The sequence below is a fragment of the Paenibacillus sp. genome (genome assembly GCF_035645235.1).
Lineage (GTDB): Bacteria > Bacillota > Bacilli > Paenibacillales > YIM-B00363 > Paenibacillus_AE.
Map to the genome: position 1 here is coordinate 1 of NZ_DASQMZ010000026.1, position 23,027 is coordinate 23,027.

At 65.1% G+C, this 23,027-nt stretch carries 22 protein-coding genes; 7 read left to right on the top strand and 15 right to left on the bottom strand.

What is annotated here, in order from left to right:
• The 14 genes from VEZ38_RS02385 to VEZ38_RS02450 form a co-directional block, all read right to left on the bottom strand.
• A partial coding sequence (locus tag VEZ38_RS02385; protein WP_324891581.1) for a signal recognition particle receptor subunit alpha occupies positions 1–590 on the bottom strand: 590 nt, incomplete at its 3' end.
• A 19-nt stretch (positions 591–609) separates the two neighbouring features.
• On the bottom strand, positions 610–4,182 hold the full coding sequence (gene smc, locus VEZ38_RS02390; protein WP_324891583.1) for a chromosome segregation protein SMC: 3,573 nt from the start codon (positions 4,180–4,182) through the stop codon (positions 610–612).
• Between the two features lie 150 nt (positions 4,183–4,332).
• Complete coding sequence (gene rnc / locus VEZ38_RS02395) at positions 4,333–5,013, bottom strand: ribonuclease III (protein WP_324891585.1); 681 nt, start codon at positions 5,011–5,013, stop codon at positions 4,333–4,335.
• Positions 5,014–5,024: 11 nt separating this feature from the next.
• On the bottom strand, positions 5,025–6,266 hold the full coding sequence (gene fabF / locus VEZ38_RS02400) for a beta-ketoacyl-ACP synthase II (RefSeq protein WP_324891632.1): 1,242 nt from the start codon (positions 6,264–6,266) through the stop codon (positions 5,025–5,027).
• Between the two features lie 134 nt (positions 6,267–6,400).
• The gene (gene acpP, locus VEZ38_RS02405; RefSeq protein WP_138196707.1) at positions 6,401–6,634 is read right to left on the bottom strand and encodes an acyl carrier protein; all 234 of its coding nucleotides are present in this window, start codon (positions 6,632–6,634) and stop codon (positions 6,401–6,403) included.
• A 64-nt stretch (positions 6,635–6,698) separates the two neighbouring features.
• Positions 6,699–7,439, bottom strand: coding sequence for a 3-oxoacyl-[acyl-carrier-protein] reductase (gene fabG / locus VEZ38_RS02410; protein ID WP_324891588.1), 741 nt, complete (start codon positions 7,437–7,439; stop codon positions 6,699–6,701).
• Positions 7,440–7,475: 36 nt separating this feature from the next.
• On the bottom strand, positions 7,476–8,417 hold the full coding sequence (fabD, locus tag VEZ38_RS02415) for an ACP S-malonyltransferase (protein ID WP_324891589.1): 942 nt from the start codon (positions 8,415–8,417) through the stop codon (positions 7,476–7,478).
• Between the two features lie 61 nt (positions 8,418–8,478).
• Positions 8,479–9,471 (bottom strand): beta-ketoacyl-ACP synthase III, encoded by a 993-nt coding sequence (locus VEZ38_RS02420; protein ID WP_324891591.1) that lies wholly within the window; start codon positions 9,469–9,471, stop codon positions 8,479–8,481.
• A gap of 4 nt (positions 9,472–9,475) precedes the next feature.
• Positions 9,476–10,477, bottom strand: a complete 1,002-nt coding sequence (plsX, locus tag VEZ38_RS02425; RefSeq protein ID WP_324891594.1) for a phosphate acyltransferase PlsX — start codon at positions 10,475–10,477, stop codon at positions 9,476–9,478.
• Positions 10,461–11,066, bottom strand: coding sequence for a transcription factor FapR (fapR, locus tag VEZ38_RS02430; RefSeq protein ID WP_324891596.1), 606 nt, complete (start codon positions 11,064–11,066; stop codon positions 10,461–10,463). Before fapR ends, plsX begins: the two co-directional genes overlap by 17 nt.
• Before the next feature lie 148 nt (positions 11,067–11,214).
• On the bottom strand, positions 11,215–11,391 hold the full coding sequence (gene rpmF, locus VEZ38_RS02435) for a 50S ribosomal protein L32 (protein ID WP_138196712.1): 177 nt from the start codon (positions 11,389–11,391) through the stop codon (positions 11,215–11,217).
• A gap of 44 nt (positions 11,392–11,435) precedes the next feature.
• Positions 11,436–11,936 (bottom strand): YceD family protein, encoded by a 501-nt coding sequence (locus VEZ38_RS02440; RefSeq protein ID WP_324891598.1) that lies wholly within the window; start codon positions 11,934–11,936, stop codon positions 11,436–11,438.
• A 70-nt stretch (positions 11,937–12,006) separates the two neighbouring features.
• Positions 12,007–13,227 (bottom strand): copper amine oxidase N-terminal domain-containing protein, encoded by a 1,221-nt coding sequence (locus VEZ38_RS02445; RefSeq protein WP_324891600.1) that lies wholly within the window; start codon positions 13,225–13,227, stop codon positions 12,007–12,009.
• A gap of 91 nt (positions 13,228–13,318) precedes the next feature.
• Positions 13,319–14,452, bottom strand: a complete 1,134-nt coding sequence (locus tag VEZ38_RS02450; protein WP_324891602.1) for a YheC/YheD family protein — start codon at positions 14,450–14,452, stop codon at positions 13,319–13,321.
• A 201-nt stretch (positions 14,453–14,653) separates the two neighbouring features.
• Here VEZ38_RS02450 and VEZ38_RS02455 point away from each other — a divergent pair, with 201 nt between their 5' ends.
• The 6 genes from VEZ38_RS02455 to VEZ38_RS02480 all read left to right on the top strand — a co-directional run bounded on the left by VEZ38_RS02455 (position 14,654) and on the right by VEZ38_RS02480 (position 20,541).
• Positions 14,654–15,454: a glycosyltransferase family 8 protein gene (locus VEZ38_RS02455; RefSeq protein ID WP_324891604.1), complete on the top strand. Its 801-nt coding sequence runs from the start codon at positions 14,654–14,656 to the stop codon at positions 15,452–15,454.
• Positions 15,455–16,327, top strand: coding sequence for an exostosin domain-containing protein (locus VEZ38_RS02460; RefSeq protein ID WP_324891606.1), 873 nt, complete (start codon positions 15,455–15,457; stop codon positions 16,325–16,327). It begins immediately after the preceding gene.
• 170 nt (positions 16,328–16,497) lie between these two features.
• Positions 16,498–18,132, top strand: a complete 1,635-nt coding sequence (locus VEZ38_RS02465) for a PhoX family protein (RefSeq protein WP_324891635.1) — start codon at positions 16,498–16,500, stop codon at positions 18,130–18,132.
• 151 nt (positions 18,133–18,283) lie between these two features.
• Positions 18,284–18,490: a twin-arginine translocase TatA/TatE family subunit gene (gene tatA, locus VEZ38_RS02470; RefSeq protein WP_324891608.1), complete on the top strand. Its 207-nt coding sequence runs from the start codon at positions 18,284–18,286 to the stop codon at positions 18,488–18,490.
• A 12-nt stretch (positions 18,491–18,502) separates the two neighbouring features.
• Positions 18,503–19,222 (top strand): twin-arginine translocase subunit TatC, encoded by a 720-nt coding sequence (gene tatC, locus VEZ38_RS02475; RefSeq protein ID WP_324891610.1) that lies wholly within the window; start codon positions 18,503–18,505, stop codon positions 19,220–19,222.
• Positions 19,223–19,248: 26 nt separating this feature from the next.
• Positions 19,249–20,541 (top strand): nucleotidyltransferase, encoded by a 1,293-nt coding sequence (locus VEZ38_RS02480; protein WP_324891612.1) that lies wholly within the window; start codon positions 19,249–19,251, stop codon positions 20,539–20,541.
• Here the strand turns inward: VEZ38_RS02480 and VEZ38_RS02485 are convergent.
• Complete coding sequence (locus VEZ38_RS02485) at positions 20,493–21,602, bottom strand: YlbL family protein (RefSeq protein ID WP_324891614.1); 1,110 nt, start codon at positions 21,600–21,602, stop codon at positions 20,493–20,495. The two genes, VEZ38_RS02480 and VEZ38_RS02485, sit on opposite strands and share 49 nt — an antisense overlap.
• 92 nt (positions 21,603–21,694) lie before the next feature.
• Here VEZ38_RS02485 and VEZ38_RS02490 point away from each other — a divergent pair, with 92 nt between their 5' ends.
• Complete coding sequence (locus VEZ38_RS02490; protein WP_324891616.1) at positions 21,695–22,990, top strand: nucleoside recognition domain-containing protein; 1,296 nt, start codon at positions 21,695–21,697, stop codon at positions 22,988–22,990.
• The last annotated feature ends 37 nt before the right edge of the window (positions 22,991–23,027 follow it).

Consider the following 23,027-nt stretch of genomic DNA (forward strand, 5'->3'; position numbering starts at 1 on the left):
GCATGCACCGCGTCGAAGATGACCGCGGCCGGGTCGGCGCCCTGGCCTTGGCGAATAACGTCGACGCCGGCGCGCTGCCCCCACACCTCGAGCTGCTCGATGGCCGCCGCGCGGAACGTATCGCCCGCCGCCAGCAGCACCGACTTGCCGTCCTTCTTGAGCCGATGCGCCAGCTTGCCGATCGTTGTCGTCTTGCCGACGCCGTTCACGCCTACGATTAAGTAAATCGTAAGACCCTGCTCCGCGGTCCGCAGCCGCTGCGCTTCCTCTCCGCCGCTCTCGAGGAGGGCGACGAGCTTCTCCGACAGCACGGGCCGCAGCTCGGCCGGGTCCTCGATTTTGCGTTTGCGCACTTCCGTCCGCAGCTCGTCGATCAGCGTAAGCACGGTGTTCACGCCGACGTCGGCGCCGATTAAAATTTCCTCGAGCTCCTCGTAGAACGCCTCGTCGATCTTCTTCCGCCGGGAAAACAAATCCTCCACGCGGCCGACGAACGCTTCGCGCGTCTTGGACAGCCCTTCTTTAAATTTATTCGTGACCTCCTCGGCTTTCGAGGAGATGCTTTCGCGCAACCGTTTGAAAAAGCTCATCGGTCGTATTTCACGCTCCTTACGCCGTCATCGGCTGTTCGTCTTGGTCGAGGCGCACCGAGACGAGCTTCGATACGCCGCCTTCTTCCATCGTGACGCCGTACAGCACGTCCGCTTCCTCCATCGTGCCCTTGCGGTGCGTCACGACGATAAACTGCGTATGCATCGAGAATTCGCGCAAATATTGCGCGAAGCGCGCCACGTTCGCCTCGTCGAGCGCCGCCTCGACCTCGTCGAGCACGCAGAACGGCACCGGCTTAATGCGGAGAATCGCGAACAGCAGCGCGATCGCCGTCAGCGCCCGCTCGCCGCCCGAGAGCAGCTGCAGGTTTTGCAGCTTCTTGCCCGGCGGCTGCGCGACGATCTCGATACCCGTCTCGAGCAAATTGTTCGGCTCCGACAGCACGAGATCCGCCCGACCGCCGCCGAACAAGCGCGAAAACACGTCCGTGAATTGCTCGCGGATCGCTTGGAACGACTGCAGGAACCGCTTCGACATTTCGTCCTCGATTTCCTTAATTACGCCGTACAGCGTCGTCTTCGCCTCGATCAAGTCGTTCTTCTGCCCGGAGAGGAATTCGTACCGCTCCGAGACGCGGGCGTATTCCTCGATGGCGCCGAGGTTCACTTCGCCGAGCGCGGCGACGGCGCGTTTGAGATCCCGCACCTCGTCCTGGACGGCGGGCACGTCGTCCGGCACCGCGTAGCGTTCCTTCGCCAGCTCGTAGCTCAGCTCGTAATCCTCGGACAGCTTGCGCAGGAGGCTCTCCAGCTCGACGTCCAGCCGGTTCACCCGAATATCCGTCTGCCGCGTTTGCTCCTCGAGGGCGCGCAGCCGGTTACGCTCCTCGCGCGTGGCGTTCTCCTCGCGCTCGAGCGCGGCGGTCTTTTCGGCCCGCTCCGCCCTCGCGAAGTCCAGCGCCTCGGCGCAGCGATCCTTCTTGATGCGCAGCGCGTTCGCCTGCTCCGTCCGTTCGGTCAGCTCACGCTCGTACCCGGCGAGCTCCTCCGCAAGGCGCGCTTCCGCGGCGAGCGCGGCTTCGCGCTCGGCTTCCAGCGCGTCGACGTCGATGCCGAGGCGCGACAGCTGCGAAGCAATCGCCATCTTGTCCTGCGCGACCGCCGCCGCCTTCACCTTCCAATCGGTAAGCTGCTGCTGCGTCTCTTCCTTCGCCGATTGCGCCGCCTTCCGCAGCGACTCCGCTTCCCGGATCGCCTCCGTCAGCGCGAGCTCTTCCGCGGCGAGCCGCGCGATGCGCTCCCCGAGCTCGACCCGCTTCTCCTGCTCGTCCGCCGCTTCGCGCTCAAGCGCCGCCGCGTCCTCGTCCAAGATCGACAGCTGCTCCTTCGCGCCGCGCAGCTCCGAGTCGATCCGGTTCAGCTCCGCCTTCGCCACGGTTTCTTCCCCGCGCTTCTTCTCGCCCGCGTCGCGGCACGCCTCGAGCTGCTTCTGCGCCGCGGCCGCATCCGCGCGCACGGCGTCCACCGATTCGCGCAGCTTCGCGATATTGCCCTCGGCGGCCTCGATCTCCTTCGTCAGCTCGTCGATCTGCCGGCTCCGTCCGAGAAGTGAGACGTTCTTCTTCTGCAGGCTGCCGCCTGTCATCGAGCCGCCGGCGTTCACGACGTCGCCTTCGAGCGTCACGACGCGGTACCGGTATTGCAGCTTCGCCGCGATTCGGTTCGCGTGCTCGAGCGTCTCCGCGACGACGACGTTGCCGAGGAGGCTTTGCACGATCGCCGCGTACGGCGCATCAAACGAGACGAGCTCCGCGGCGACGCCGACGAAGCCGTCCGCGGCGGACGCCGCGCGGCGTTCGCCTTCCGGAATCGAGCGCGGCTTAATGACGTCGAGCGGCAAGAACGTCGCCCGGCCGAGCTGACGCGACTTCAAATATTGAATCGCCTCGCGCGCCCGCGCCTCGTTCTCGACGACGATATGCTGCACCGCCGCGCCGAGCGACGTCTCGATCGCTTGCTCGTACGCCCCCGGCACGCGGATGAGCTCCGCCACCGCGCCGCGGATGCCGTGCAAGTTAGACTTCTGCTTCGCCTTGAGCACCTCGCGCACGCCGAGCGCGAAGCCGTCGTAGTCGTCTTGCAGGTCTTGAATCGTCTGCTTCCGCGAGACGAGCGCGTCGACCTTCTGCTCCCACTTGCGCACCGTCGATTGCGTCTCCTCGAGCAGCCCTTGCTTCTCGTGGATGAGCTGGCTCAGCTCCATGTACCGGTTGCGCTCGCCCTCGATTTGGGCCTTCAAGCTTTCCAATCGGGACAGCCAGTCCTCGCGGCACGCCTCGAGCTCCTTCGCGCGCACCGCCGCCTTCGCGCGCTCCTCCGCGAGCCGCGCGGTGCGGCGCCCGTATTGCTCGGACTGCGCATCCACGTATTTCAGCTCGTTCCGGGCGGACGCCAGCTCGTTCAGCTTGTCCAGCAGCTCGGCCTTGAGCCGCTCCTCCGCCTCGAAGGTCGCGCCGCCCGCCTCGGCGAGCAGCCGTTCCTCCTCGAGCCGGATGCGCCGGTTCAGCTCGTTCAGCTCCTTCGCAAGCGCGTCGTTTTGCTCCCGGAGACCCGACGCCTCCGCGCCGCGCTCCTCGACCTTGCGCAGCAGCGTGCGGGCGGATTCGCGCTGCGTCTCGACGTTTTCCTCCGCATGCTTCTTTCGTTCCTTGAGCACCTCGGCCGCGCTGATCGTCTTCTCGAGCTCCTCGCTCGTATGTAACAGCTCGGTTTGCAGCGTTTCCAGCGTCTCGTCCAGCCTGCGAAGGGCGAGGCGCTGCCCCTCCAGCTCCGCGTCGTGCGCCGAGACGACCGCCGAGAGCCGCAGCTCCTCGTCGCGAAGGCGCGCCAGGGCCGCCGTCGCTTCCGTCCACGTCCGGTGCAGCTCCCCGATGCCGTGCACGTACAGCGAAATTTCCCGGGACTTTAACAGCTCCTTCAACCGCTTGAATTCCACCGCTTTGGCGGACTGTTTCTTGAGCGGCTCCAGCTGGTCCTCCAGCTCCGAGGCCAAATCGTGGATCCGGACGAGATTCGCCTCCGTCTCCTCGAGCCGCTTCGTCGCCTCTCGTTTCCTTGACTTATATTTGACGATGCCGGACGCTTCCTCGAAAATGGCCCTGCGATCCTCCGACCGCGTGCTGAGGATCTCTTCGATTCGCCCTTGTCCGATAATCGAGTACGCTTCTTTCCCGATGCCCGTGTCCATGAACAGCTCGGTGATGTCCTTCAGACGGCACGGCTGCTTGTTGATGAAATATTCGCTCTCTCCGCTGCGGTGCAGCCGGCGGGTGACCGTCACTTCGCTGAAGTCGAGCGCGAGCGCGTTGTCGCCGTTGTCCAGCGTCAGCGACACCTCGCTGAAATTGACCGCCTTGCGCGAATCGCTGCCGGCGAAGATAATGTCCTGCATATTGCCGCCCCGCAGGCTCTTCGCGCTCTGTTCGCCGAGCACCCAACGGATCGAGTCCGAGATGTTGCTCTTGCCGCTGCCGTTCGGCCCGACGACCGCCGTAATACCGGAGACGAATTCGAGCTCCGTCCGGTCGGCGAACGATTTAAAGCCCGCAAGTTCTAGTCTTTTAAGAAACAAGTGGAATCACCCCAGCCTATTGTAGCACAATCCGCGACGATCTCGCAGAGCAAAAAAGACGAGCCGCCCGGCCGCCCGAAGCGAGCGTCCTGCACGCCCGCCGCCGGCTTCCCGCGTCTCGCCTTCCCGTTCGTTCCGGCCGCCGCCGGACTACGTATCCAACCGCCGCAGCGCCTCCGCCGCGGCTTCCTGCTCCGCTTCCTTCTTCGTTCGCCCCGTGCCCGAGCCGTACGTCTCGCCGCCGATGCGCGCTTCGATGACGAACTCCCGATCGTTGGCGGGGCCGCGCGTGTCGACGACGACGTACTCGACGGCCTCCAGCGACAGCCGATGCGCCCGCTCGTGCAGCCGCGACTTGGCGTCGATGACGCCCCGCTCGACGTATGCCTCGATTTCGGGGAACATATGCGCCGACAAGAAGTCGATAACGGCGTCCCAGCCCGCGTCGAGATACAGCGCGCCGACGAACGCTTCGAACGCGTCCGCCAGCAGCGACGGGCGCTCCCGGCCGCCGGACAAGTCTTCGCCGCGGCCGAGGCGCAGGTACTCGCCGAACGACAGCTGCTTCGCCAGCTTGCTGAGCGCCTGCTCGCGGACGATGGCGGCGCGCACGAACGTCAGCTTGCCTTCGGGCCACGCCGGATACACCCGGTACAGATGCTGGGAGACGGCGAGCTGGAGCACCGCGTCCCCCAGAAACTCGATACGCTCGTTGTGCGTCGCGTCTTTATGCTCGTTCACGTAGGAAGAATGGGTGAACGCCTCGCGTAAGAGCGAAGCGTTCCGGAAGGTAATGTTCAATTGGCGCTCCAGCGCGGAGAAATCGCTCATGCCGATTCCGCCTACGCCTCTTCGTACTTGCGCATAATGATCGTCGCGTTATGGCCGCCGAAGCCGAACGAGTTCGACAGCGCCACGCGAATCGCCTGCTCCCGCGGGACGTTCGGCACGTAATCGAGGTCGCACGCCGGATCTTGTTCGTCGAGGTTAATCGTCGGCGGCAGCTTGCCGCGCGTCAGCGCGAGCGCGCAGATGACCGCCTCGACGCCGCCGGCCGCGCCGAGCAGATGGCCCGTCATCGACTTCGTCGACGAAACCGCCAGCTTATACGCATGATCGCCGAACGCCGTCTTAATCGCGGTCGTCTCGGAGACGTCGCCGACCGGCGTCGACGTGCCGTGCGCGTTAATGTAGTCGACGTCCTCCGGGGCGAGCCCGGCGTCCGCGAGCGCCTTCTTCATGCAGCGGGCCGCGCCGTTCGGATCCGGCTCCGTCATGTGATGCGCGTCGCCGCTCATGCCGTAGCCGACCACTTCGCCGTAGATGCGAGCGCCGCGCTTTTGCGCGTGCTCGAGCGTCTCGAGTATGAGCACGCCCGCGCCCTCGCCCATGACGAAGCCGTCCCGGCCGACGTCGAACGGCCGGCTCGCGCGCTCCGGCTCGTCGTTGCGCGTCGACATCGCCCGCATCGAGCAGAAGCCCGCGAGCCCCGTCGGCCGGATCGTCGCCTCCGCGCCGCCGCAAATCATGACGTCCGTCTCGCCGTTTTGCAGGAGGCGGAACGAATCGCCGATCGTGTGCGTGCCCGTCGCGCAGGCGGTCACCGTCGTCGAGTTCGGCCCCTTCGCGCCGGTGAGAATCGAAACGTGGCCCGACGCCATGTTGGCGATCATCATCGGGATGAAGAACGGGGACACCCGTTTCGGACCCTTTTCGAGTAACGTCCTATACTGCTCTTCGAACGTGCCGAGGCCGCCGATGCCCGAACCGATGTATACGCCTACGCGCTCCGGATCGGTATCGTCACGCACCGACAAGTTCGCGTCCTTCAGCGCCAGCTCGGCCGCCGCCACCGCGAACTGCACGTACCGGTCCATCCGGCGCGCTTCCTTGCGGTCCATGTACGCCTCCGGATCCCAGTCCTTGATTTCCGCGGCGATGCGGGTCGGGTATTCGCCGACGTCGAACGATTCGATCGCCGACACGCCCGACTTGCCTTCCATCAGGTTGTTCCAAAACGTATCCAAATCGCGGCCGAGCGACGTAATCGCGCTCATGCCCGTAATAACGACTCTATGCTTCATCATGACCCACCTCGACGTCTCACGATAATGGTAATTAGGCCTCGCTATGTCATAACGCGGACGCGCCGCGTTCGATAGATGTGGAGAAGTCCCGCTTCCGGAAGAAACGGGACCTTGGTTTGTTTCCGCTTTAATTACGTATGAGCTTGTATGTAATTCACTACTTCGCCTACCGTAGTGATTTTCTCCGCATCTTCATCGGAGATTTCCATATCGAACTCATCTTCCAGCTCCATAACCAATTCGACGACGTCAAGCGAGTCGGCGCCCAAGTCCTCCTTGAAAGAAGCTTCAAGAGTTACTTCAGCCTCGTCTACGCCAAGGCGGTCGACGATAATTTTCTTCACGCGATCCAATACGTCGGACATCCGGTTCACCTCCTCACTTGGTATTATACGAGACGGACAAGCAAAAAGCCATATCTTGCATGACTTACATGTACATGCCGCCGTCGACGTGCAGCGTCTGGCCCGTCATATACGACGATTCGTCGGAAGCGAGGAACCGAACGACCCGGGCGATTTGCTCCGGCGCGCCGAGGGTGCCGAGCGGAATTTGCTTGAGCATCGCGTCCTTCAGCTCCGGCGTCAGCTTGTCGGTCATGTCGGTTTCGATGAAGCCCGGCGCGACGCAATTGACCGTAATGCCGCGCGACGCCAGCTCCCTCGCGACCGACTTCGTCATGCCGATGACGCCGGCCTTGGCGGCGACGTAATTCGCCTGCCCTGGATTGCCCATCGCCCCTACGACGGAGGAGATGTTGACGATGCGCCCGCTACGCTGCTTCATCATCGGACGGGTGACCGCCTTGATGCAGTTGAAGACGCCCTTGAGGTTCGTGTCGATGACCTCGTCGAACTCCTCTTCCTTCATCCGCATCAACAAATTGTCGCGGGTAATGCCCGCATTGTTGACGAGTATGTCGATCTTCCCGAATCGTTCGATCGCTCCGGCGACCATCGCGTCCACCTCCGCCGCCGACGCGACGTTGCACTTGACCGCCGCCGCCGCGCGGCCCATCGCCTCGATCTCGGCGACGACCGCGAGCGCCGCCGCTTCGTTGCCGGCGTAGTTGACGACGACGTCCGCGCCGTGCTTCGCCAGCTCGAGCGCGATCGCCCGGCCGATGCCGCGGGACGCGCCGGTGACGAGCGCCACCTTGCCTTCCAGCATGTTCCGACTCCTCCTTCGTTCCGCTTGTTTGTTCCGTCACAGCAGCGCCGGCACGGCGGCCGCGGCCGCCTCCGCGCTATTGACCGTCACGAGGCGCACGTCTTTGTTGATTTTCTTGATGAGACCGCTGAGCACGGCGCCCGGACCGAACTCGACGAACGTATCGACGCCGAGCGCGACGAGCCGATGCACGCTGTCCTCCCAAAGCACGGGCGCGCATACTTGCCTTACAAGCAAGCTGCGGATCGCTTCCGGGTCGCTCGCGACGTCGGCCGTCACGTTCGCGACGAGCGGCACCGCCGGCGCCGCGAGAGGCGTCTCCCGCAGCAGCGCCTCGAGGCGGTCCGCCGCCGGCTGCATGAGCGAGGAATGGAACGGCCCGCTTACCTCGAGCGGAATGACGCGCTTCGCGCCTGCTTCCTTGCCCCGCTGCACCACCGCATCGACGCCCTCGCGCGTGCCGGAGACGACGATTTGCCCGGGGCAATTGACGTTCGCGAGCTCGACGCGCCCCGCCTCGGCGCTGACCGTTTCGCACAGCGCGCGGAGCGCCTCGCGCTCCGCGCCGAGCACGGCCGCCATCGCGCCGCGTCCGCCGGGAACCGCTTCTTCCATGAAGCGCCCCCGCAGATGGACGAGCTTCGCCGCCGCCGCGGGCGTGAGCGCGCCGGCGGCCGCCAGCGCCGTCCATTCGCCGAGGCTGTGCCCCGCGACGTAATCCGGCGCGAGCTTCGCGCCGCCCGCTTCGCGGAACGCCTCAAGGTAAGCGAGGCTCGTCGTCAGCAGGGCGGGCTGCGTGTTCGCCGTGCTCTTGAGCGCCTCCTCCGGCCCTTCGAAAACGATGTCCGACAGCGCGTACCCGACCGCTTCGTCGGCGCCCTCGAATAACGCCTTCACGGCGGGGATGTGTAATGCGTCTTTCCCCATGCCGACCGCTTGCGCGCCTTGGCCGGGGAAGACGAATGCGATTTTGCCCATCGTACGTGTCCTCCTGTCCCTTAACTCTTGCGTTGTTGGCGCCGAAGCGTCCGCTCCGCCGTCACCACGTCAGCACCGCGCCGCCCCAGGTGAGGCCGCCGCCGAAGCCGACGAGCACGATCGTGTCGCCCTGCTTGACCCTTCCGGCCTCCACCGCCTCGGACAGCGCGATCGGAATCGTCGCCGCCGAGATGTTGCCGTACCGGTCGACGTTGATCATGACCTCGTTCTCGGTCAGCTCGAGCTTCTCCATCGCCGCTTGAATGATGCGGATATTCGCCTGATGCGGCACGAGCAGGTTAATGTCCCGCTTCGACTTGCCCGCCTTCGCGAGCACGCTCTCCGTCAAGCTGTCCATGATCCGCACCGCGAACTTAAACACCTCGCGCCCGTTCTGCCAAATATGGTGCGTGACACCCTCCGGCAGGCAATCTGCGTTCGGGTAACGGGAGCCGCCGACGCAGCCGCCGCGCAAGAGCGGGCCGCCGGCGCCGTCCGCGCCGAGCTCGAACGCTTCGAAGCCGCGACCTTCCTCCGTGACCCCGAGCACGACGGCGCCCGCGCCGTCGCCGAACAGGACGCACGTATTGCGGTCGGTGTAATCGGTAACTCGGGAGAGCACCTCGGCGCCGACGACGAGCACGTAGTCGTACATGCCGGAAGCGACGAAATTCGCCCCGTTCGCAAGGCCGTATACGAAGCCAGAGCATGCCGCGACGAGATCGAACGCGGCCGCCTTCTTCGCGCCGAGCTTCTCTTGCAAAATGCACGCCGTCGAAGGACACATCACGTCCGGCGTCATCGTCGCGACGATAATGAGGCCCAGCTGCTCCGCCGAGATGCCTGCGCTCTTCAGCGCCGCGACCGACGCCTCGTACGCGAGATCCGACGTCGCCTCGTGCTCGGCGGCGATGCGCCGCTCCTTAATTCCCGTGCGGGTGACGATCCACTCGTCGTTCGTCTCCACTATCGCTTCCAAATCCGCGTTCGTGAGCACCTTCTCCGGCACGTAGTGTCCCGTGCCGACGATGCCGACCGGTCTGCCCATCCTCATGAAGTCATTCCCCTTTCCCCAGCTCCGCGTGGATCGTGCCGACGACGTCCGAGCGCAGCGCGGACACCGTCTGCTTCACTGCATTCTTGATCGCGCGCGCGTCGCTCGAGCCGTGGCTCTTCATGACGACGCCGGAGAGCCCCAGCATCGGCGCCGCGCCGACTTCCTTGTAATCCATCTTGTCGCGAAATTTCTTCAGCCCCGGCTTTAAGATCGCCGCCGCCAGCTTGCTGATCGTATTTCGCGTAAATTCTTGCTTCAGCGCGCCGAACAGCGCCGCCGCGGTGCCTTCGAGCGACTTCAGCATGACGTTGCCGACGAAGCCGTCGCAGACGAGCACGTCGCAGACGCCGTTCAGCACGTCGCGCGCCTCGACATTGCCGACGAACCGAATCGGCGCCGCTTCGAGCAGCGGATACGCCGCCTTCGTCACCTCGTTGCCCTTGCCGGGCTCCGTGCCGACGTTGAGCAGGCCGACGCGCGGCTCCCGGATGCCGTGCACCTTGCTCCGATAGACGCTGCCCATCACGGCGTACTGCGCCAGCTGCTCCGCCGTCGCGTCCATGTTCGCGCCGAGATCGAGCGCCAGGACGCCGACGCCGTCCATCGTCGGGATCATCGGCGCCAGCGCCGGCCGTTCGATGCCTTTCATCCGGCCGACGACGAGCAGCCCGGCCGTCATCAACGCGCCGGTGTTGCCTGCGGAGATGACCGCGTCCGCTTCGCCGTCCTTCACCAAGGCGGCCGCCACGACCATGGAAGCGTCCTTCTTGCGCCGAACGGCGCGCACGGGCTCTTCGTCGGCCGCGATGACGTCCGGCGCGTGCCGCACGGCTACGTTCGCAAGCCCCGCGGCGCCGTTCGCCTCCAGCAGCGCGCGAATCCGCGCTTCGTCCCCGACCAAAATCAGCTGCGCATCCGCGTATTCCTTCGCCGCCTCGACGGCGCCCGCTACGATGCCTTCCGGCGCGTTGTCGCCGCCGAAGGCGTCAATGGCGATTCGCATCGCTCGATTCTCCTCCTGTTTCGGCCTTCTTCCCCGACCGATAAACTACGAAGTGCCCTTGGAACACCAGATCGTCCCCGACATACGTAAAAATTTCGACCTTCGCCTTCCCCTTATCGCCCGGCGCCGACTTGACGTACCCCTTCGCGACGCACCGTTCGCCGAGGCGCACCGATCGCAAGTACCGAATGTCGGCGGACGCGGTCAGCGCGACCTCGTCGTTGATGAGCGCGACCGCCAGCGAATTCGCCTGCGCGAAGATGTGATGGCCGCGCGCGATGCCGGTGCGAGAAAAGACGTGCTCGCCGCCGATTTCAAGGATCGAGATGCCCGACTTGTCCAGCTGCAGGTCGATGACGTCGCCGATCACTTCGTCCATGGGCAGCGACCGTACGATCGATTGCGAGACGGCGGCCATCTGCTTTATTCTTTCCCGAACCTCGGGAATGCCGAGCTCCATCCGGTCGAGCCGAATCGTCTGGATACTGACGCCGAAAGCGGCGGCAAGCTCCTCGTCCGTGACGAACGGGTTCGTCTTTAAGGTTTCCGCCAGCCGCTCCTGGCGTTTGGGTTTCGGTAATCGCTCCAAGACGAACGCCCCCTCGCGATACAAGGTTAATCATGAATGCCGTTAATGATTAGTACCTAGTCATAATACTAGTATATAGTAGTTACCCAAAAACATGCAACAAAAAAAGCGCCCCGAATACATTCGGGCCGCTTCTCGGTCGCGCCTATTAGCCTTGCTTCACGATGTCGCGGGATTTGTACGTTCCGCACACTCCGCATACGTGATGGGCCAGCTTCAATTCGCCGCAGTGATCGCACTTCACCATGCCCGGAACTTCCAACTTAAAGTGAGTCCGGCGCTTGTTCTTGCGCATCTTCGACGTCTTTGCAAATGGTACTGCCATGTTCCCACCTCCTTGCGAGCGTGTACGCGTAACGACACAAATTTTTAAGAATCGAAAAAATCTTTGAGACCGGCGAATCGAGGATCGAGCCGCTCCTGAACGCAGCCGCATGCTTCCGCGTTCCGGTCTTTGCCGCAGACGGGACACAGCCCCTTGCACGCTTCGCCGCAGACGGCCGCCATCGGCAGCTGCACGACGAACGCTTCGCGCAAGTACGGGGACAGATCGACGACTTCCTCCTCGACGAAATGAATGTCGTCGTCCCGCTCGGCGATTCCGCGCTGCAACGTGAACATCTCCGTTACCGGAACCTCCGCCTTCTCCTTCGAGGTTCGAAGACACTTCGAGCAGACGAACTCGAGCTCCGCCGACAGCGTGCCGTCGACGATCGCCGTATCGGATTCGGATCTGGCGGTCAAGCTCGCGTCGATGCCGCCCACGATTCGAATGTCCTCGCGACCGGTCGCGGAAGCCTCCGCACTCAACCGCCCGCGCAATTCGACGGGGGAACCTCGCTGCGCAAGCTCGCGCAAATTGACGTTCACGAAGCATCACCTCAAACACACAAAATTTATTATATCCAGTTTCAAGTCGCTTTGTCAATCGTTAATCCTCTTATTGCGGAATCGACAACGTCTCCGTCTCGCCCTGCACCGTGGAGTAAAGACGCCACTGCCCGTTAGGCAGCCGCCGAAGGGTGTGAATCGATTCGGTCCGTACGTCGGCCAGCTTCGGACCGGCCGACTTGCGAAGGGCTTGCACGGTATACACGTACAGCTCGTCCGCCGTACGATCGAGCACGCGAACGGTCTCGAGCTCATGCGACAACGCATAGGCGTCGAACATCCAGCGCAGCGTCGATTCCGTCGAGGCGCGCATCGGCGAATCGGGGTGCACGACCGTGAGGGCGCCTTGCAAATCCTCTTGATTTAAGGCTTCCATATATGCGGCAATCGTATTCCGAGCCGCCTCCTCGTCTTCGGGGGAAATCGCCGCATCGGGCGCGGCGGCGCCGAACGGCGAAAGCCACTCTTGCGCCAGCACGTCGACGTCGTACAGCGCCCAAGCGCCGGCGGCGGTCGTCCGCATCGTCGCCTTCACGTCGACCCGATTATCCACGTAGTACGCGCCGCTCGTCCGCACGTTCGATTCGGTAACGTAAAGCGTCGCGACGCCCCCCTGCACGGCGTCGACGACCAGCGAGTCGATGGTCGTCTCGACGTCGCGACGGGCGAACGCGTCGGCCATCGCCGCGTTCAGCGCCGTGCGCAGCGGAGATTCGGGATGGACCCAGCGTAGCGCGGCGCGCGCGTCCTCCCGGTTCGACGCCGCGACGTACCCCTCGTAAGCCGCTCTTGCCGCCGCCTCCTGCTCCGCGATCGACGGACCGGTCGTCACGGTCACCGTACGGGACGCTTGGTCCCAGCCGACCGTCGCGCCGGCGTTCTCGCTCACGAAGCGCAACGGCACGAACGTCCGGCCCCCCGCGACCGCCGGCGGCTCGAGCAGCGTCTTCGTCTCCCCGTCGACGGTCGCCGTTACGCTGCCGACGCGAAGCGATACGTTCACGCTTCCCGTTCCGGTCGCCGTCTTCGTCGCCGCGTCCCAGCCGACCGTCAAGCCGAGCCGTTCGAACAGCGCGCGGAACGGCACGAACGTCGTGCCGTTGCGGATGAACGGCGCTGCGTCCAAGGCGAGCGTCTCCCCGTCGAATACGATGCGGATGGGCTGCTCGGCCGCGGCGGCGCCGCCTCCCCCGTGGCCGAACGGCGAAGCGAGCGGCGCCGCGGCCAGCGCGCAAGCGATCGCGATCCTCGTCCAAGCTTTCCTAGCCATATATCATCGTTCCTTTTTTATGTAGAAATGAATGGAATGCCGCGGTATGCGACGCGGCATTCCTCATTGTACCAAAACCCGGCTTCAAGTACTAGGCATTCCCGTTCGACCCGCTTCGCGTCCGCGGGGGACGCCCCCCGTCCGCGAGAAATTTCGCGTAACGAACGGGATTTTCGTACGTGCGGCGGAACGCAGCCGGCATGCCCGCTTTCTCGAACCCGTACCGCTGATCGCGGCAGTTCAGCTCGATCAGGTACGGCGCCCCGCCGGCATCGACGCCGACGTCGAGCCCGAGGTCGGCCAGCCCCGGCCACCGGTCGCCCGCGTACCGGGCCACGTCGAGGCTCAGCCTCTCGATCGCGGCGGCAACATCTCCCGGTTTCGCGAAGCTCGGCCCCAGCAGCGCCGAGGCGCGCATCGCCCGGCCGCCGCGGCCGAGATTCGTCACGCGGCCCCCCGCCTTCGCGACGCGACCGAACATGCCGGTCACCTGCCATTCCCCGGTGCCGTCCCGTTGGACCGACACGCGGAAGTCGAACGGCCGGCCCCGCCAGCGCGCCAGCTCGATGCCCCGTTGAACGATATACGACCTGCCCCGGGCGAGCCGGTCGATCGCGGCCGCGGCCGACGCGAACGACATCCGCCGGCGCTTCCCGCCAGGCAGCCGCACGTCCCACCGTCCGGACGAGGTCCGCTTGACGCTCGCGACGCCTCGCCCGACGCTCCCGCGCTGCGGCTTTGCGAAGACGTCGCCGTACCGGCGCATCAATTCGAGCAGCGCGCCCTTCGAATACGCCTTCGTTTCCGGCAGCCACCGGTCGAATCGGGCGCGAAGCCGCCGGTGAACCTCGTATTTCGGAATGCGCGGCCGAGGATTGAACACCTGCGCTCGCCGCGCCAGCCGCTTCAGCTCCTGGCGGTCGCGCGACGACGCCGGGAACGCGCGGTTATGCACCGCTCTCGGAAGACCGGTGCGAACCCGGGCGTACCTCCCGTTCGTCCGCCGAATTCCTTCGATCGTCCCCTTCGCGAGCCGCATCCGCCGCAGCGAGAAGTAGATCGGCCTCGCCCCGGCCTCCGCCGCCGCCCGCTCGTAGAGCGAAATGCGCTCGTCCGCCCCGCGCTCGGCGCCTTTGCCGCCCGCCTTTCGCCCCGAGCGCCGCTCGAGCGCGCGGTACGCGCGTTCGCCCAATAAAATTCCGATGTCCGTCGTCTCGTGCGCCATGTTCTCCCTCCGAATCGGACGCTCCGTCCTTCGCTTGCTTCACGCAATAACGTATACACTCGGGGGCGATTGCGTCCGTGCCCTTGCCCAGTTCGTCCGAAAATACCGGCCGCCGCGGGCGGGCGCACAGACTCACGACGATCGCGCGCATACGATGGTAAAGCGTATGACGCAATTACGTTTTCCGAAGGAGGAACTGCGATGGAGGGGCCGATTCGAGTCGTATGCGCGGCGAACGACGCATACGCGAAACATCTGGCCGTGATGCTTACGTCCTTGTTGCGCAATCGCAAGTCCGCGACGCCGATCGCCATATCCGTCATCGACGGCGGCGGATTGTCCCCCAAAAACAAAGCGAGACTGCGCCGGGCCGTAAAGCCATACGGCGCGCCGCTCGACTTCCTTCGTTTCGACAACGCGAAGCTCAAGGGGGTAACCCGCGCCAAGGTGTATAAGAGATACGGTAAAGAGGCGTTTTACCGCATTTTCATTCCGGAGCTGTTCGGCCGTCACGTGAAGAAGGCGATTTACTTGGACAGCGATATGATCGTCAAAGGGGACATCGCCCGCTTATGGCGCGTCCCGCTCGGCGGCGCCTTCGTCGCCGCCGCCGACGATCCGTCCGCCGCGAAGATGTCCCGCAAGCTGGGACTTCCCCCCGGCCGGTATTTCAACTCGGGCGTCCTCGTGATCGACGTCGAGCGATGGAGGCGTCACCGCATCGCGACGAAGGTCATCCGGTATATTTTGCGGCACGCGAAGGACATCCGCTTCCCCGATCAAGACGGTCTGAACGCGGTCCTGCACGGGAAGACGAAGCGGCTGCCGATCGAGTGGAACTGCCCTGCCTTCCGCTCGCACCTGCATCCGAAGCTGCGCATCCTGCATTTTATGACGCCGAAGAAGCCTTGGAACCGAAATCCGAGAGGGAAACGGCTGTACCTGCAGTACGCGGCAAAGACCGTCTGGACCGACGGCGCCGCCGAGGGGGCGGCATTCTAAATGAACATTCACATTTTGCCCGTGCCTTCCCGGTTCCGTCCCGAGCGGCAGAAGCGGCGCTTCCCCGTGCATAACGAGGATTACGGCATCGAACAAGATTTCCTCGCTTATCTAAAGCGCAGCCCGGCGGTTCGGCTCGTCGGACCGAAAGAAGCGCAGTGGCATTACCTTCCGGTCTATTGGACTCGATGGGCCGTAAACACCGGGCTTACGAAGCGAGCCCGCCGCGACTTGTCGCGGACGCTGCGGCGCATCGTCCTCGACGAAGCCAAGACGTTCACCGTCTGCCAGCATAAAGATGCGCCGTTCGTCCCGATCGGACGCGTGCGCGCGTTCCTTGCCTCCCGCAAAGGCCGATTCGGCCTCGACGCGCCCCTGCTGTCCACGCCCCACCGGCTGCCGCGGCGGCCTCCCGCCAAGAAGCATCTGGCTTCCTTCGTCGGCAACGTGCACAGCCACCCGCTGCGCCGTCGAATGTTTCGCATCCTGCGCGGGCGGAAGGACGTCTATCTGCAGGCCGGCAACAAGGGCGAGCGCTTCTTCGTCCGCAAGACGCTGGAGTCGTACGCGACCCTGTGCCCCCGCGGCATGGGCGGCAGCTCCTTCCGCTTCTTCGAGTCGCTGCAGCTCGGCGTCGCGCCGATCATGATCGGCGACCTCGACACGCGGCCCTTCAAGCGGCACATCGACTGGTCGAAGGTCAGCTTCCGCGTGCGGACGCCGGGCGAAGCGGCCGCTTTGCTTCGAACCGTCGGCAAACGCCGACTTCTCGCCATGGGACGGAGCGGCGCGAAGCTGTGGCGGGAGCGGCTCACCTACGGGAAGTGGTGTCCGCTCGTGCTCCGCGAATTACAAGCACTGCGCCGCCGGTAGCCCGGCCTCCCTCCCCGCCGACCGACGGCGGGGAATTTCTTTACAAAACATCCAATTCGCGAAAACATAGCGAAAACATTCGCCCCCTAAGCTTGTCCTCGAAACCATCTTTCGCTTAGGAGTGAGCAACGTTGGAGAAGAAATTGGATCGACGCGCGTTTTTGTCTTATATGGGGAAAGGCGCCGCCGCCCTGGCCGCCGCATCCGCAGGCCTCGGCGCGCTCGAAGGGAAAGCGTCGGCGATGTCGCCGACCGCGGATCATCTGTTCGGCTTCAAGACCAACCGAGTGAGCGGCTATTTTCAGCCGATTTCCCCTTCGACCGAGGACGAGCTGGTCCTCCCGCAGGGCTACCGTTACGACGTCGTGGCGGCGTTCGACGACGTTATCAACGGCGCCGGCGAGCGCTTCGGCCAAGGCGCCGACTACAACGCTTACTTCCCGCTCTTCGATTCGAACGCGCGCGGTTTGCTCGTAACGAACCATGAATATACGAATATTTTCGCCCTGGGTCCGATCGCCGAGGGCGGCAAAACCAAGGAGCAAAAAGAGAAAGACTTGTACTACCAAGGCATGTCCGTCATCGAGGTGTTCCGGGACAAAGAAGGCGTATGGAAAATGGACGCCTCCTCGCGGTACGCCCGCCGCATCAACGGCTTCTCCCCGTTCGAATTGACGGGACCGGCGAAGGGCATTGCGGCACTGAACGGCGCGACGAAGGCGCAAGGCACGTTCGCGAATTGCTCGGGCGGCGTCACGCTGTGGAACACCGTCCTCTCGTGCGAGGAGAACTTCAGCGATACGGCCGAAGAGAACGGCCTGCCGGTTACGCACTACGGCTGGGTCGTCGAGGTCGATCCGTTCGACAGCACGTACCTGAAGAAGCATACCGCCCTCGGCCGGTTCAATCATGAAAACACGGCGATGGGCCTCTCCGCGGACAAGCGCGTCGTCGTATATATGGGCGACGACAAGAAGGATGCTTGCGTCTATAAATTCATCTCTTCCGGAAAATACGACCCGGCGAAGGGCCGCGCCAACGCCGCGCTGCTCGAAGAGGGAACGCTGTACGTCGCGAATCTCAAGAAGGGCGAATGGGTCCCCGTCACGTTCGAGGCGGTTTCCAAGGCGCTTGCGAACAAGTCCTTCAAGGCGCCGACCGGCGTGAAGGGCACGCGCGAGGAGCTGCTCGAGAAATTCCAAAGCCAGGGCGACGTCGTAACCCATTGCCACGAGGCCGCGCTCATTCTGGGCGGCACGCCGACCGACCGGCCGGAGGACATCGAAATTTCGCCGTTCGACAACACCGTTTTCATTTGCCATACGAACAACGATTCGCACGGCAATATTCACGGGCACATTACGCGTATTTTCGAAAACGGCGACGATCTCGGCGCCCTCGGCTTCGACTTCGAAATTTTCGCGGCGGGCGGCCGCCAGTCCGGCTTCTCGTCTCCGGATAACCTGGCGTTCGACTCGAACGGCAACCTGTGGGTCGTAACGGATATCTCGACATCGAGCCACAATAAAGGCGTGTATAAATCCTTCATGAACAACGGCTTGTTCGTCATCCCGACGGCGGGTCCCGGCAAAGGCGACGCGCTGCAATTCGCATCCGGCCCGAAGGACAGCGAGCTGACGGGGCCGTACTTTACGCCGGACGAGCGCACGCTGTTCCTCTCCGTGCAGCATCCGGGCGAGATGACGACCGATCTTTCCAAGCCGACCAGCACGTGGCCGCACCGCCCGGGCGATACGAAAGCGCGCTGCGGCGTCGTCGCGATCAGCGGCTTCCGCCTCGGTTAATCGGGCTCGCGCCTCCTCGAAGGTTGCTATTCCACATCGGGCTTCGAATTTGCTATAATCGATAGAGTCTGGTTTTCGCTTCGAACGCGCGGCGGGGCGCCGGGTACCGGCCCTCGCCCGCGATTTCTTTCATACGGGGAGTTGTACGCATATGCCGTTCAGCAGCATCGGGATTCCCGGGCTTATTCTAATTTTACTCATCGCGCTCATTATTTTCGGTCCGTCCAAGCTGCCGGAGCTCGGCCGCGCCTTCGGACGTACGCTCAGCGAGTTCAAGGCGTCGACCCGCGGCCTCGTCTCCGGCGACGAGAAGCCGGACGAGAAAGACGCGCCGTCCGCGTCCGCCGACAAAAAGTAAACGGGAGCTGCCATGAGCGAACAAGAGATGCATCTTACGGAACACCTTGCGGAGCTGCGCAAGCGCCTTATCATCACATTGAGCGTCTTTCTGGCCGCTCTCTGTGGTGCTTTTATTTTTGTGGAAGACATTTACGCTTGGCTGACGCGCGACTTGGACGGCAAGCTGCAGGTGCTCAGCCCCTCGGACCCGCTCTGGGTATATTTGATGATCGCGGGCGTCTTCGCGATCGCCGTCACGATTCCGGTCGCCGGCTTTCAGGTGTGGCGCTTCGTCGCCCCCGGGCTTCGCCCGGCCGAACGCCGCACGTCGCTCGCGTACATCCCGGCGCTCGCCGTCCTGTTTCTCCTCGGGCTCGCCTTCGGCTATCTGGTCATCTACCCGATGGTGCTCCAGTTTTTGGCCGGATTGTCCGGCCCCTTCACGACTTCGTACACGGCGGATAAATACTTCCGCTTCATGATCAACATGACGGTGCCGTTCGGCATCTTGTTCGAGATGCCCGTCATCGTGATGTTCTTGACGTCGCTCGGCGTCCTGAACCCGCTGCGCCTCGCCAAGATGCGCCGCGTCGCCTATCTGGTGCTGACCGTCACGGCCGTCACGATTACGCCGCCGGATCCCGTGTCGGACATTCTCGTCATTATACCGCTCTTCTTGCTGTACGAAATCAGCGTCGGTTTGTCCCGGTTCGTCTATCGCAAACGGCTCGCGAAGCTCGAAGCGGCTTAAAGTCTGGCACGTTCGGAGGGATTGGCATGGGCAGGACGGTAGGCGTCATCGTCGAATATAACCCGCTGCACAACGGCCACGCCTATCATCTGGCCGCCTCGAAGCAAGCGGCCGGCGCGGAGACGGTCGTCGCCGTCATGAGCGGCCATTGGCTGCAGCGCGGCGAGCCGGCGCTGATGAGCAAGTGGGCGCGCGCCGAGGCCGCCCTGCTCGCCGGCGTGGACCTCGTGCTGGAGCTGCCGGTCGTCTTCAGCGCGCAGCCGGCGGAGCGATTCGCCTTCGGCGCGGTATCGGCGCTCGAGGCGACCGGCGTCGTGGACGCGTTTTGCTTCGGCAGCGAGAGCGGCGATCTCGAGTCGCTGCGCGCGCTCGCCTCGCGCCTCGCCGAGGAGCCCGACGCGTTCGCCGCCCTGCTCCGCGCGCGCCTGAAGACCGGCGCTCCGTACCCGGCCGCCTACGCCGACGCCTGCGCCGATCTGATCGGCTCCCGGGACGTCGCGGCCGCGTTGATGCAGCCGAACAATTCGCTCGGCTTTCATTATTTGCTCGCGCACGCGCGGCTTCGCGGCCGCTCGACGCCGCTGACGATTCGCCGCGCGAAGGCGGGCTTTCACGACGTCGAGCTGCGCGACGACGCGATCGCCAGCGCGACCGCGATTCGTAAGCGCTTGCTCGAATCGAAGGGCGACCCCGCGGCCGCGCTCGAGGCGATCTCGCCGTACGCGCCGCCCGGTACCATACGCGTCTTGGCGCGCGAATGGGAAGCCGGCCGGGCGCCGATGCATTGGGAGCGGTTCAAGACGCCGCTCTTTCATCGTCTTCTGACGCAGCCGGCAAGCCGTCTTGCCGGTTACCGGGAGGTGACCGAAGGGCTCGAGCGTCGCATCAAGAAGACGCTTCCGGCCCTCGGGCCGGAAGCGTCGGTGGACGGGCTATTGGAAGCGCTGAAGACGAAGCGTTATACGAGAACGAAGCTGCAGCGCATGCTGACCGCCATCTATTTGGAACACGCGAAGGTCGATGCCGACGGCGGGACCGCCGCCGACGACGAGGGACCGGCGCCGCCGAGCGGCGTGCCGTACTTGCGGGTGCTCGGCTTTACGGAAGCCGGCCGCGCGCTGCTCTCGCGCATGAAGCGATCGGCCGCCGTGCCCGTCGTGACGAGCGTCGGCGCGAACCCGCATCCGACGCTCGCGCTCGACTGCGCCGCGACGGCCGCTTACGCGCTCGGCTACGCGTCGCCGACGCCGGACGACTTCTTCGCCGACTATTACCGCGCGCCCGTACGCATCTCCTTCGGCGGCAGCGAAGACAAATAATCCAGCGCCTCGCGCAGCGTCGAGACGACGACGACGTCCATCGCCGTGCCAAGCGCGGCCGCCTTCGCCTTCGCCGCCTCCGCGTTGCCCGGCGGCACGAAGAAGACGTCCGCCCCGCTCCGGTGCGCGCCGGCCACCTTATGCGCGACGCCGCCGATCGTTCCGACTTTACCGTCGGGGGAAATTTCCCCCGTTCCCGCCACGCGGTACCCTCTCGTATAATCGAAATCCGTAAATCGATCGTACAGCTCCAGCGCGAACATCAGTCCGGCCGAAGGTCCGCCGATCGACCCCGCTTGAATTTCCGCCCGGTACGCCGGATCGACGCTTTCCACCGTCTGCAGCAAGCCGTACGCGATGCCCATGCCGGGCCGCGGCGGGTCGGAGCCCGGCAGCGACCGGAGCGTCAAGCTCGCTTCCCGCTCCGGCTCCCGATCGCCGCCGCGGCGATACGTCACCCGAACGTCCTCGCCCGCGGACTTCCCCTCGAGCGCGGAGCGCACGTCTTCCTCCCGCTCGATCGGCCGGCCGTCGATCGACAGCAGCCTGTCCCCTGGACGCAGCACGCCGTCCGCGCTCAGCCCCTCCAACACGGAAAACACGACGATTTGTTCCGTCTTCACCTCATACGGTACGCCGAGCTCCCGATACACGGCTTCCAGCGCGTCGCCGTGCGAGGAGCGCATTTGCAGGCGCTGCCGCTGCACGTAGTCGGTCCGGCTCGCGCCCCGCGTGACGAGCGCCTTATCGAGGAGCTCCGCATCCGGGTCGAAGTGCGAGAGGACGTAAGCGAATACGTTCGCGTACGCCCACCGCACCGTCGTCAGAAGGAATGCGCCCTCCGACGCGTCCCCGCCGTCGCCGGCGGCATCGGACGCCTCGCTCGCCTCGTTCGCGGCGGCCGTCGCCTCCGCGGCGACCATCGGGGCGGTGTCCGCGGTCGGGCCCGGTTCGTATACGATATATGGCAGCGGAATCGCGAACCAGATCGCGATCGTCAACGCAAGCGCGACGAACGCCGGCCACGCGGCGCGAAACCATCGCCATCCTTTGCCTCTCATCGGACTGCCTCCTTCGGGACGGGCGGGTCTTTTTTTCGGCCAAGCCGCGTAAGAATGTACCGATACTATGTATGCTCGGGGGTGCCGTCCGTATGATCCGAAACCGACGCGTCGCCGACCGGCTGCGCACCGGCGCGCTGGCGGCCGCCGCCGTTACGCTGGTGTCGCTGATCGTCGCCTATCCCAGCCAGGCGTTCGGCGCCTCGCTCGCCGGGCTGACCGTTTGGTGGGAATATGTCTTTCCGGCGCTGCTCCCGTTTTTCATCTTGTCGGAGCTGCTGCTCGGCTTCGGCGTCGTTCACGCCGCCGGCGCGTTCCTCAGTCCGGCGATGCGCGCCTTGTTTCGGCTGCCGGGCGCAGGCGGATGGGCGCTCGCCGTCAGCTTCGCCGCCGGCTTCCCGAGCGGCGCGAAAGCCGCGGCGGATTTGCGCCGCGAAGGCGCCGTCACCCGCGCCGAGGGCGACCGGCTGCTCGCCGTCTCGCATCTGTGCAGTCCGATCTTCCTCGTCAGCGTCGTCGCGGTCGGCTTCGCCGGTCGTCCGGACATCGGACTGCCGCTGGCGGCGATCCATCTCGTCTCGGCGCTCGCCGCCGGCGCCCTGCTGAGCCGCCTTCCGTTCGGAACCGAAGCGGCCGGCGCGCCGCCGGGCGACGAACCGGAGCGGCCCGGCCCGGCCGACGCGCCGCGCGGCGGATTCGCCCGCTCGGCGGCGTCCCTCGCGTCCGCCATGGCCGATGCGCACCGCAAAGACGGCCGCCCGCTCGGACGGCTTCTCGGCGACGCCGTCACCGGCTCCGTCCAAGCGCTGCTCGCGATCGGCGGTCTCATGATCGTCTTTTCCGTCCTGCTGCAGCTGCTCTCGGCGGTCGGCGTCGCCGGCGCGCTGCGCGCGGGGATCCAGACGGCGTTCGTCCCGCTCGGCATGCCCGCCGCGCTCGCCGAAGGCGCCTTCGCCGGCTTGTTCGAGGTTCACCTTGGCGCATACGCGCTGCTATCCGGCGGCGAACTGACCGTCTGGAGCGCGGCGCTCGTCAGCGCGGCCGTCGCCTGGGGCGGGCTGTCCGTCCACGCTCAGGTTGGCAGCTTCCTCGCCGGCACCGACCTGCGGTACGCGCCGTTCCTGATCGGCCGCCTCGCGCACGCGGCGCTCGCGGCGCTCGTCGCCTTCGCGCTGTGGCGCCCGCTGCTCCGCTGGTTCGGCGGCGACGCGCCCGCCTTCGCGCCGGGTGCCGCCGTCGGCGCCGCGCCGGCGCCGACGCCTATTGGGGACGCCCTGCCGTATCTGCTTTCTTCCCTGCAAGCGCTGGGCGTCTTTCTCGCGGCGCTCGCCTTCCTGGCCGCCGCCGTGCGCCTGTGGCGCCGGGCCGCGCCCGCCGTCCGGCGGTAAGCCGCCCGCGGCGCTCGGCGCGAGGGCGCATATGCGA

Bases quoted from the DNA above. Each gene is read 5' to 3' on its own strand.
- VEZ38_RS02465 (WP_324891635.1), top strand. From the start codon at position 16,498: ATGGGGAAAGGCGCCGCCGCCCTGGCCGCCGCATCCGCAGGCCTCGGC.
- fabD (WP_324891589.1), bottom strand. From the start codon at position 8,417: ATGGGCAAAATCGCATTCGTCTTCCCCGGCCAAGGCGCGCAAGCGGTC.
- VEZ38_RS02485 (WP_324891614.1), bottom strand. From the start codon at position 21,602: ATGAGAGGCAAAGGATGGCGATGGTTTCGCGCCGCGTGGCCGGCGTTC.
- VEZ38_RS02450 (WP_324891602.1), bottom strand. From the start codon at position 14,452: ATGGCGCACGAGACGACGGACATCGGAATTTTATTGGGCGAACGCGCG.
- plsX (WP_324891594.1), bottom strand. From the start codon at position 10,477: ATGCGAATCGCCATTGACGCCTTCGGCGGCGACAACGCGCCGGAAGGC.
- VEZ38_RS02420 (WP_324891591.1), bottom strand. From the start codon at position 9,471: ATGAGGATGGGCAGACCGGTCGGCATCGTCGGCACGGGACACTACGTG.
- VEZ38_RS02445 (WP_324891600.1), bottom strand. From the start codon at position 13,227: ATGGCTAGGAAAGCTTGGACGAGGATCGCGATCGCTTGCGCGCTGGCC.
- VEZ38_RS02455 (WP_324891604.1), top strand. From the start codon at position 14,654: ATGGAGGGGCCGATTCGAGTCGTATGCGCGGCGAACGACGCATACGCG.
- tatA (WP_324891608.1), top strand. From the start codon at position 18,284: ATGCCGTTCAGCAGCATCGGGATTCCCGGGCTTATTCTAATTTTACTC.
- fabG (WP_324891588.1), bottom strand. From the start codon at position 7,439: ATGCTGGAAGGCAAGGTGGCGCTCGTCACCGGCGCGTCCCGCGGCATC.
- VEZ38_RS02480 (WP_324891612.1), top strand. From the start codon at position 19,249: ATGGGCAGGACGGTAGGCGTCATCGTCGAATATAACCCGCTGCACAAC.
- VEZ38_RS02490 (WP_324891616.1), top strand. From the start codon at position 21,695: ATGATCCGAAACCGACGCGTCGCCGACCGGCTGCGCACCGGCGCGCTG.
- fabF (WP_324891632.1), bottom strand. From the start codon at position 6,266: ATGAAGCATAGAGTCGTTATTACGGGCATGAGCGCGATTACGTCGCTC.
- rpmF (WP_138196712.1), bottom strand. From the start codon at position 11,391: ATGGCAGTACCATTTGCAAAGACGTCGAAGATGCGCAAGAACAAGCGC.
- acpP (WP_138196707.1), bottom strand. From the start codon at position 6,634: ATGTCCGACGTATTGGATCGCGTGAAGAAAATTATCGTCGACCGCCTT.
- VEZ38_RS02460 (WP_324891606.1), top strand. From the start codon at position 15,455: ATGAACATTCACATTTTGCCCGTGCCTTCCCGGTTCCGTCCCGAGCGG.
- tatC (WP_324891610.1), top strand. From the start codon at position 18,503: ATGAGCGAACAAGAGATGCATCTTACGGAACACCTTGCGGAGCTGCGC.
- rnc (WP_324891585.1), bottom strand. From the start codon at position 5,013: ATGAGCGATTTCTCCGCGCTGGAGCGCCAATTGAACATTACCTTCCGG.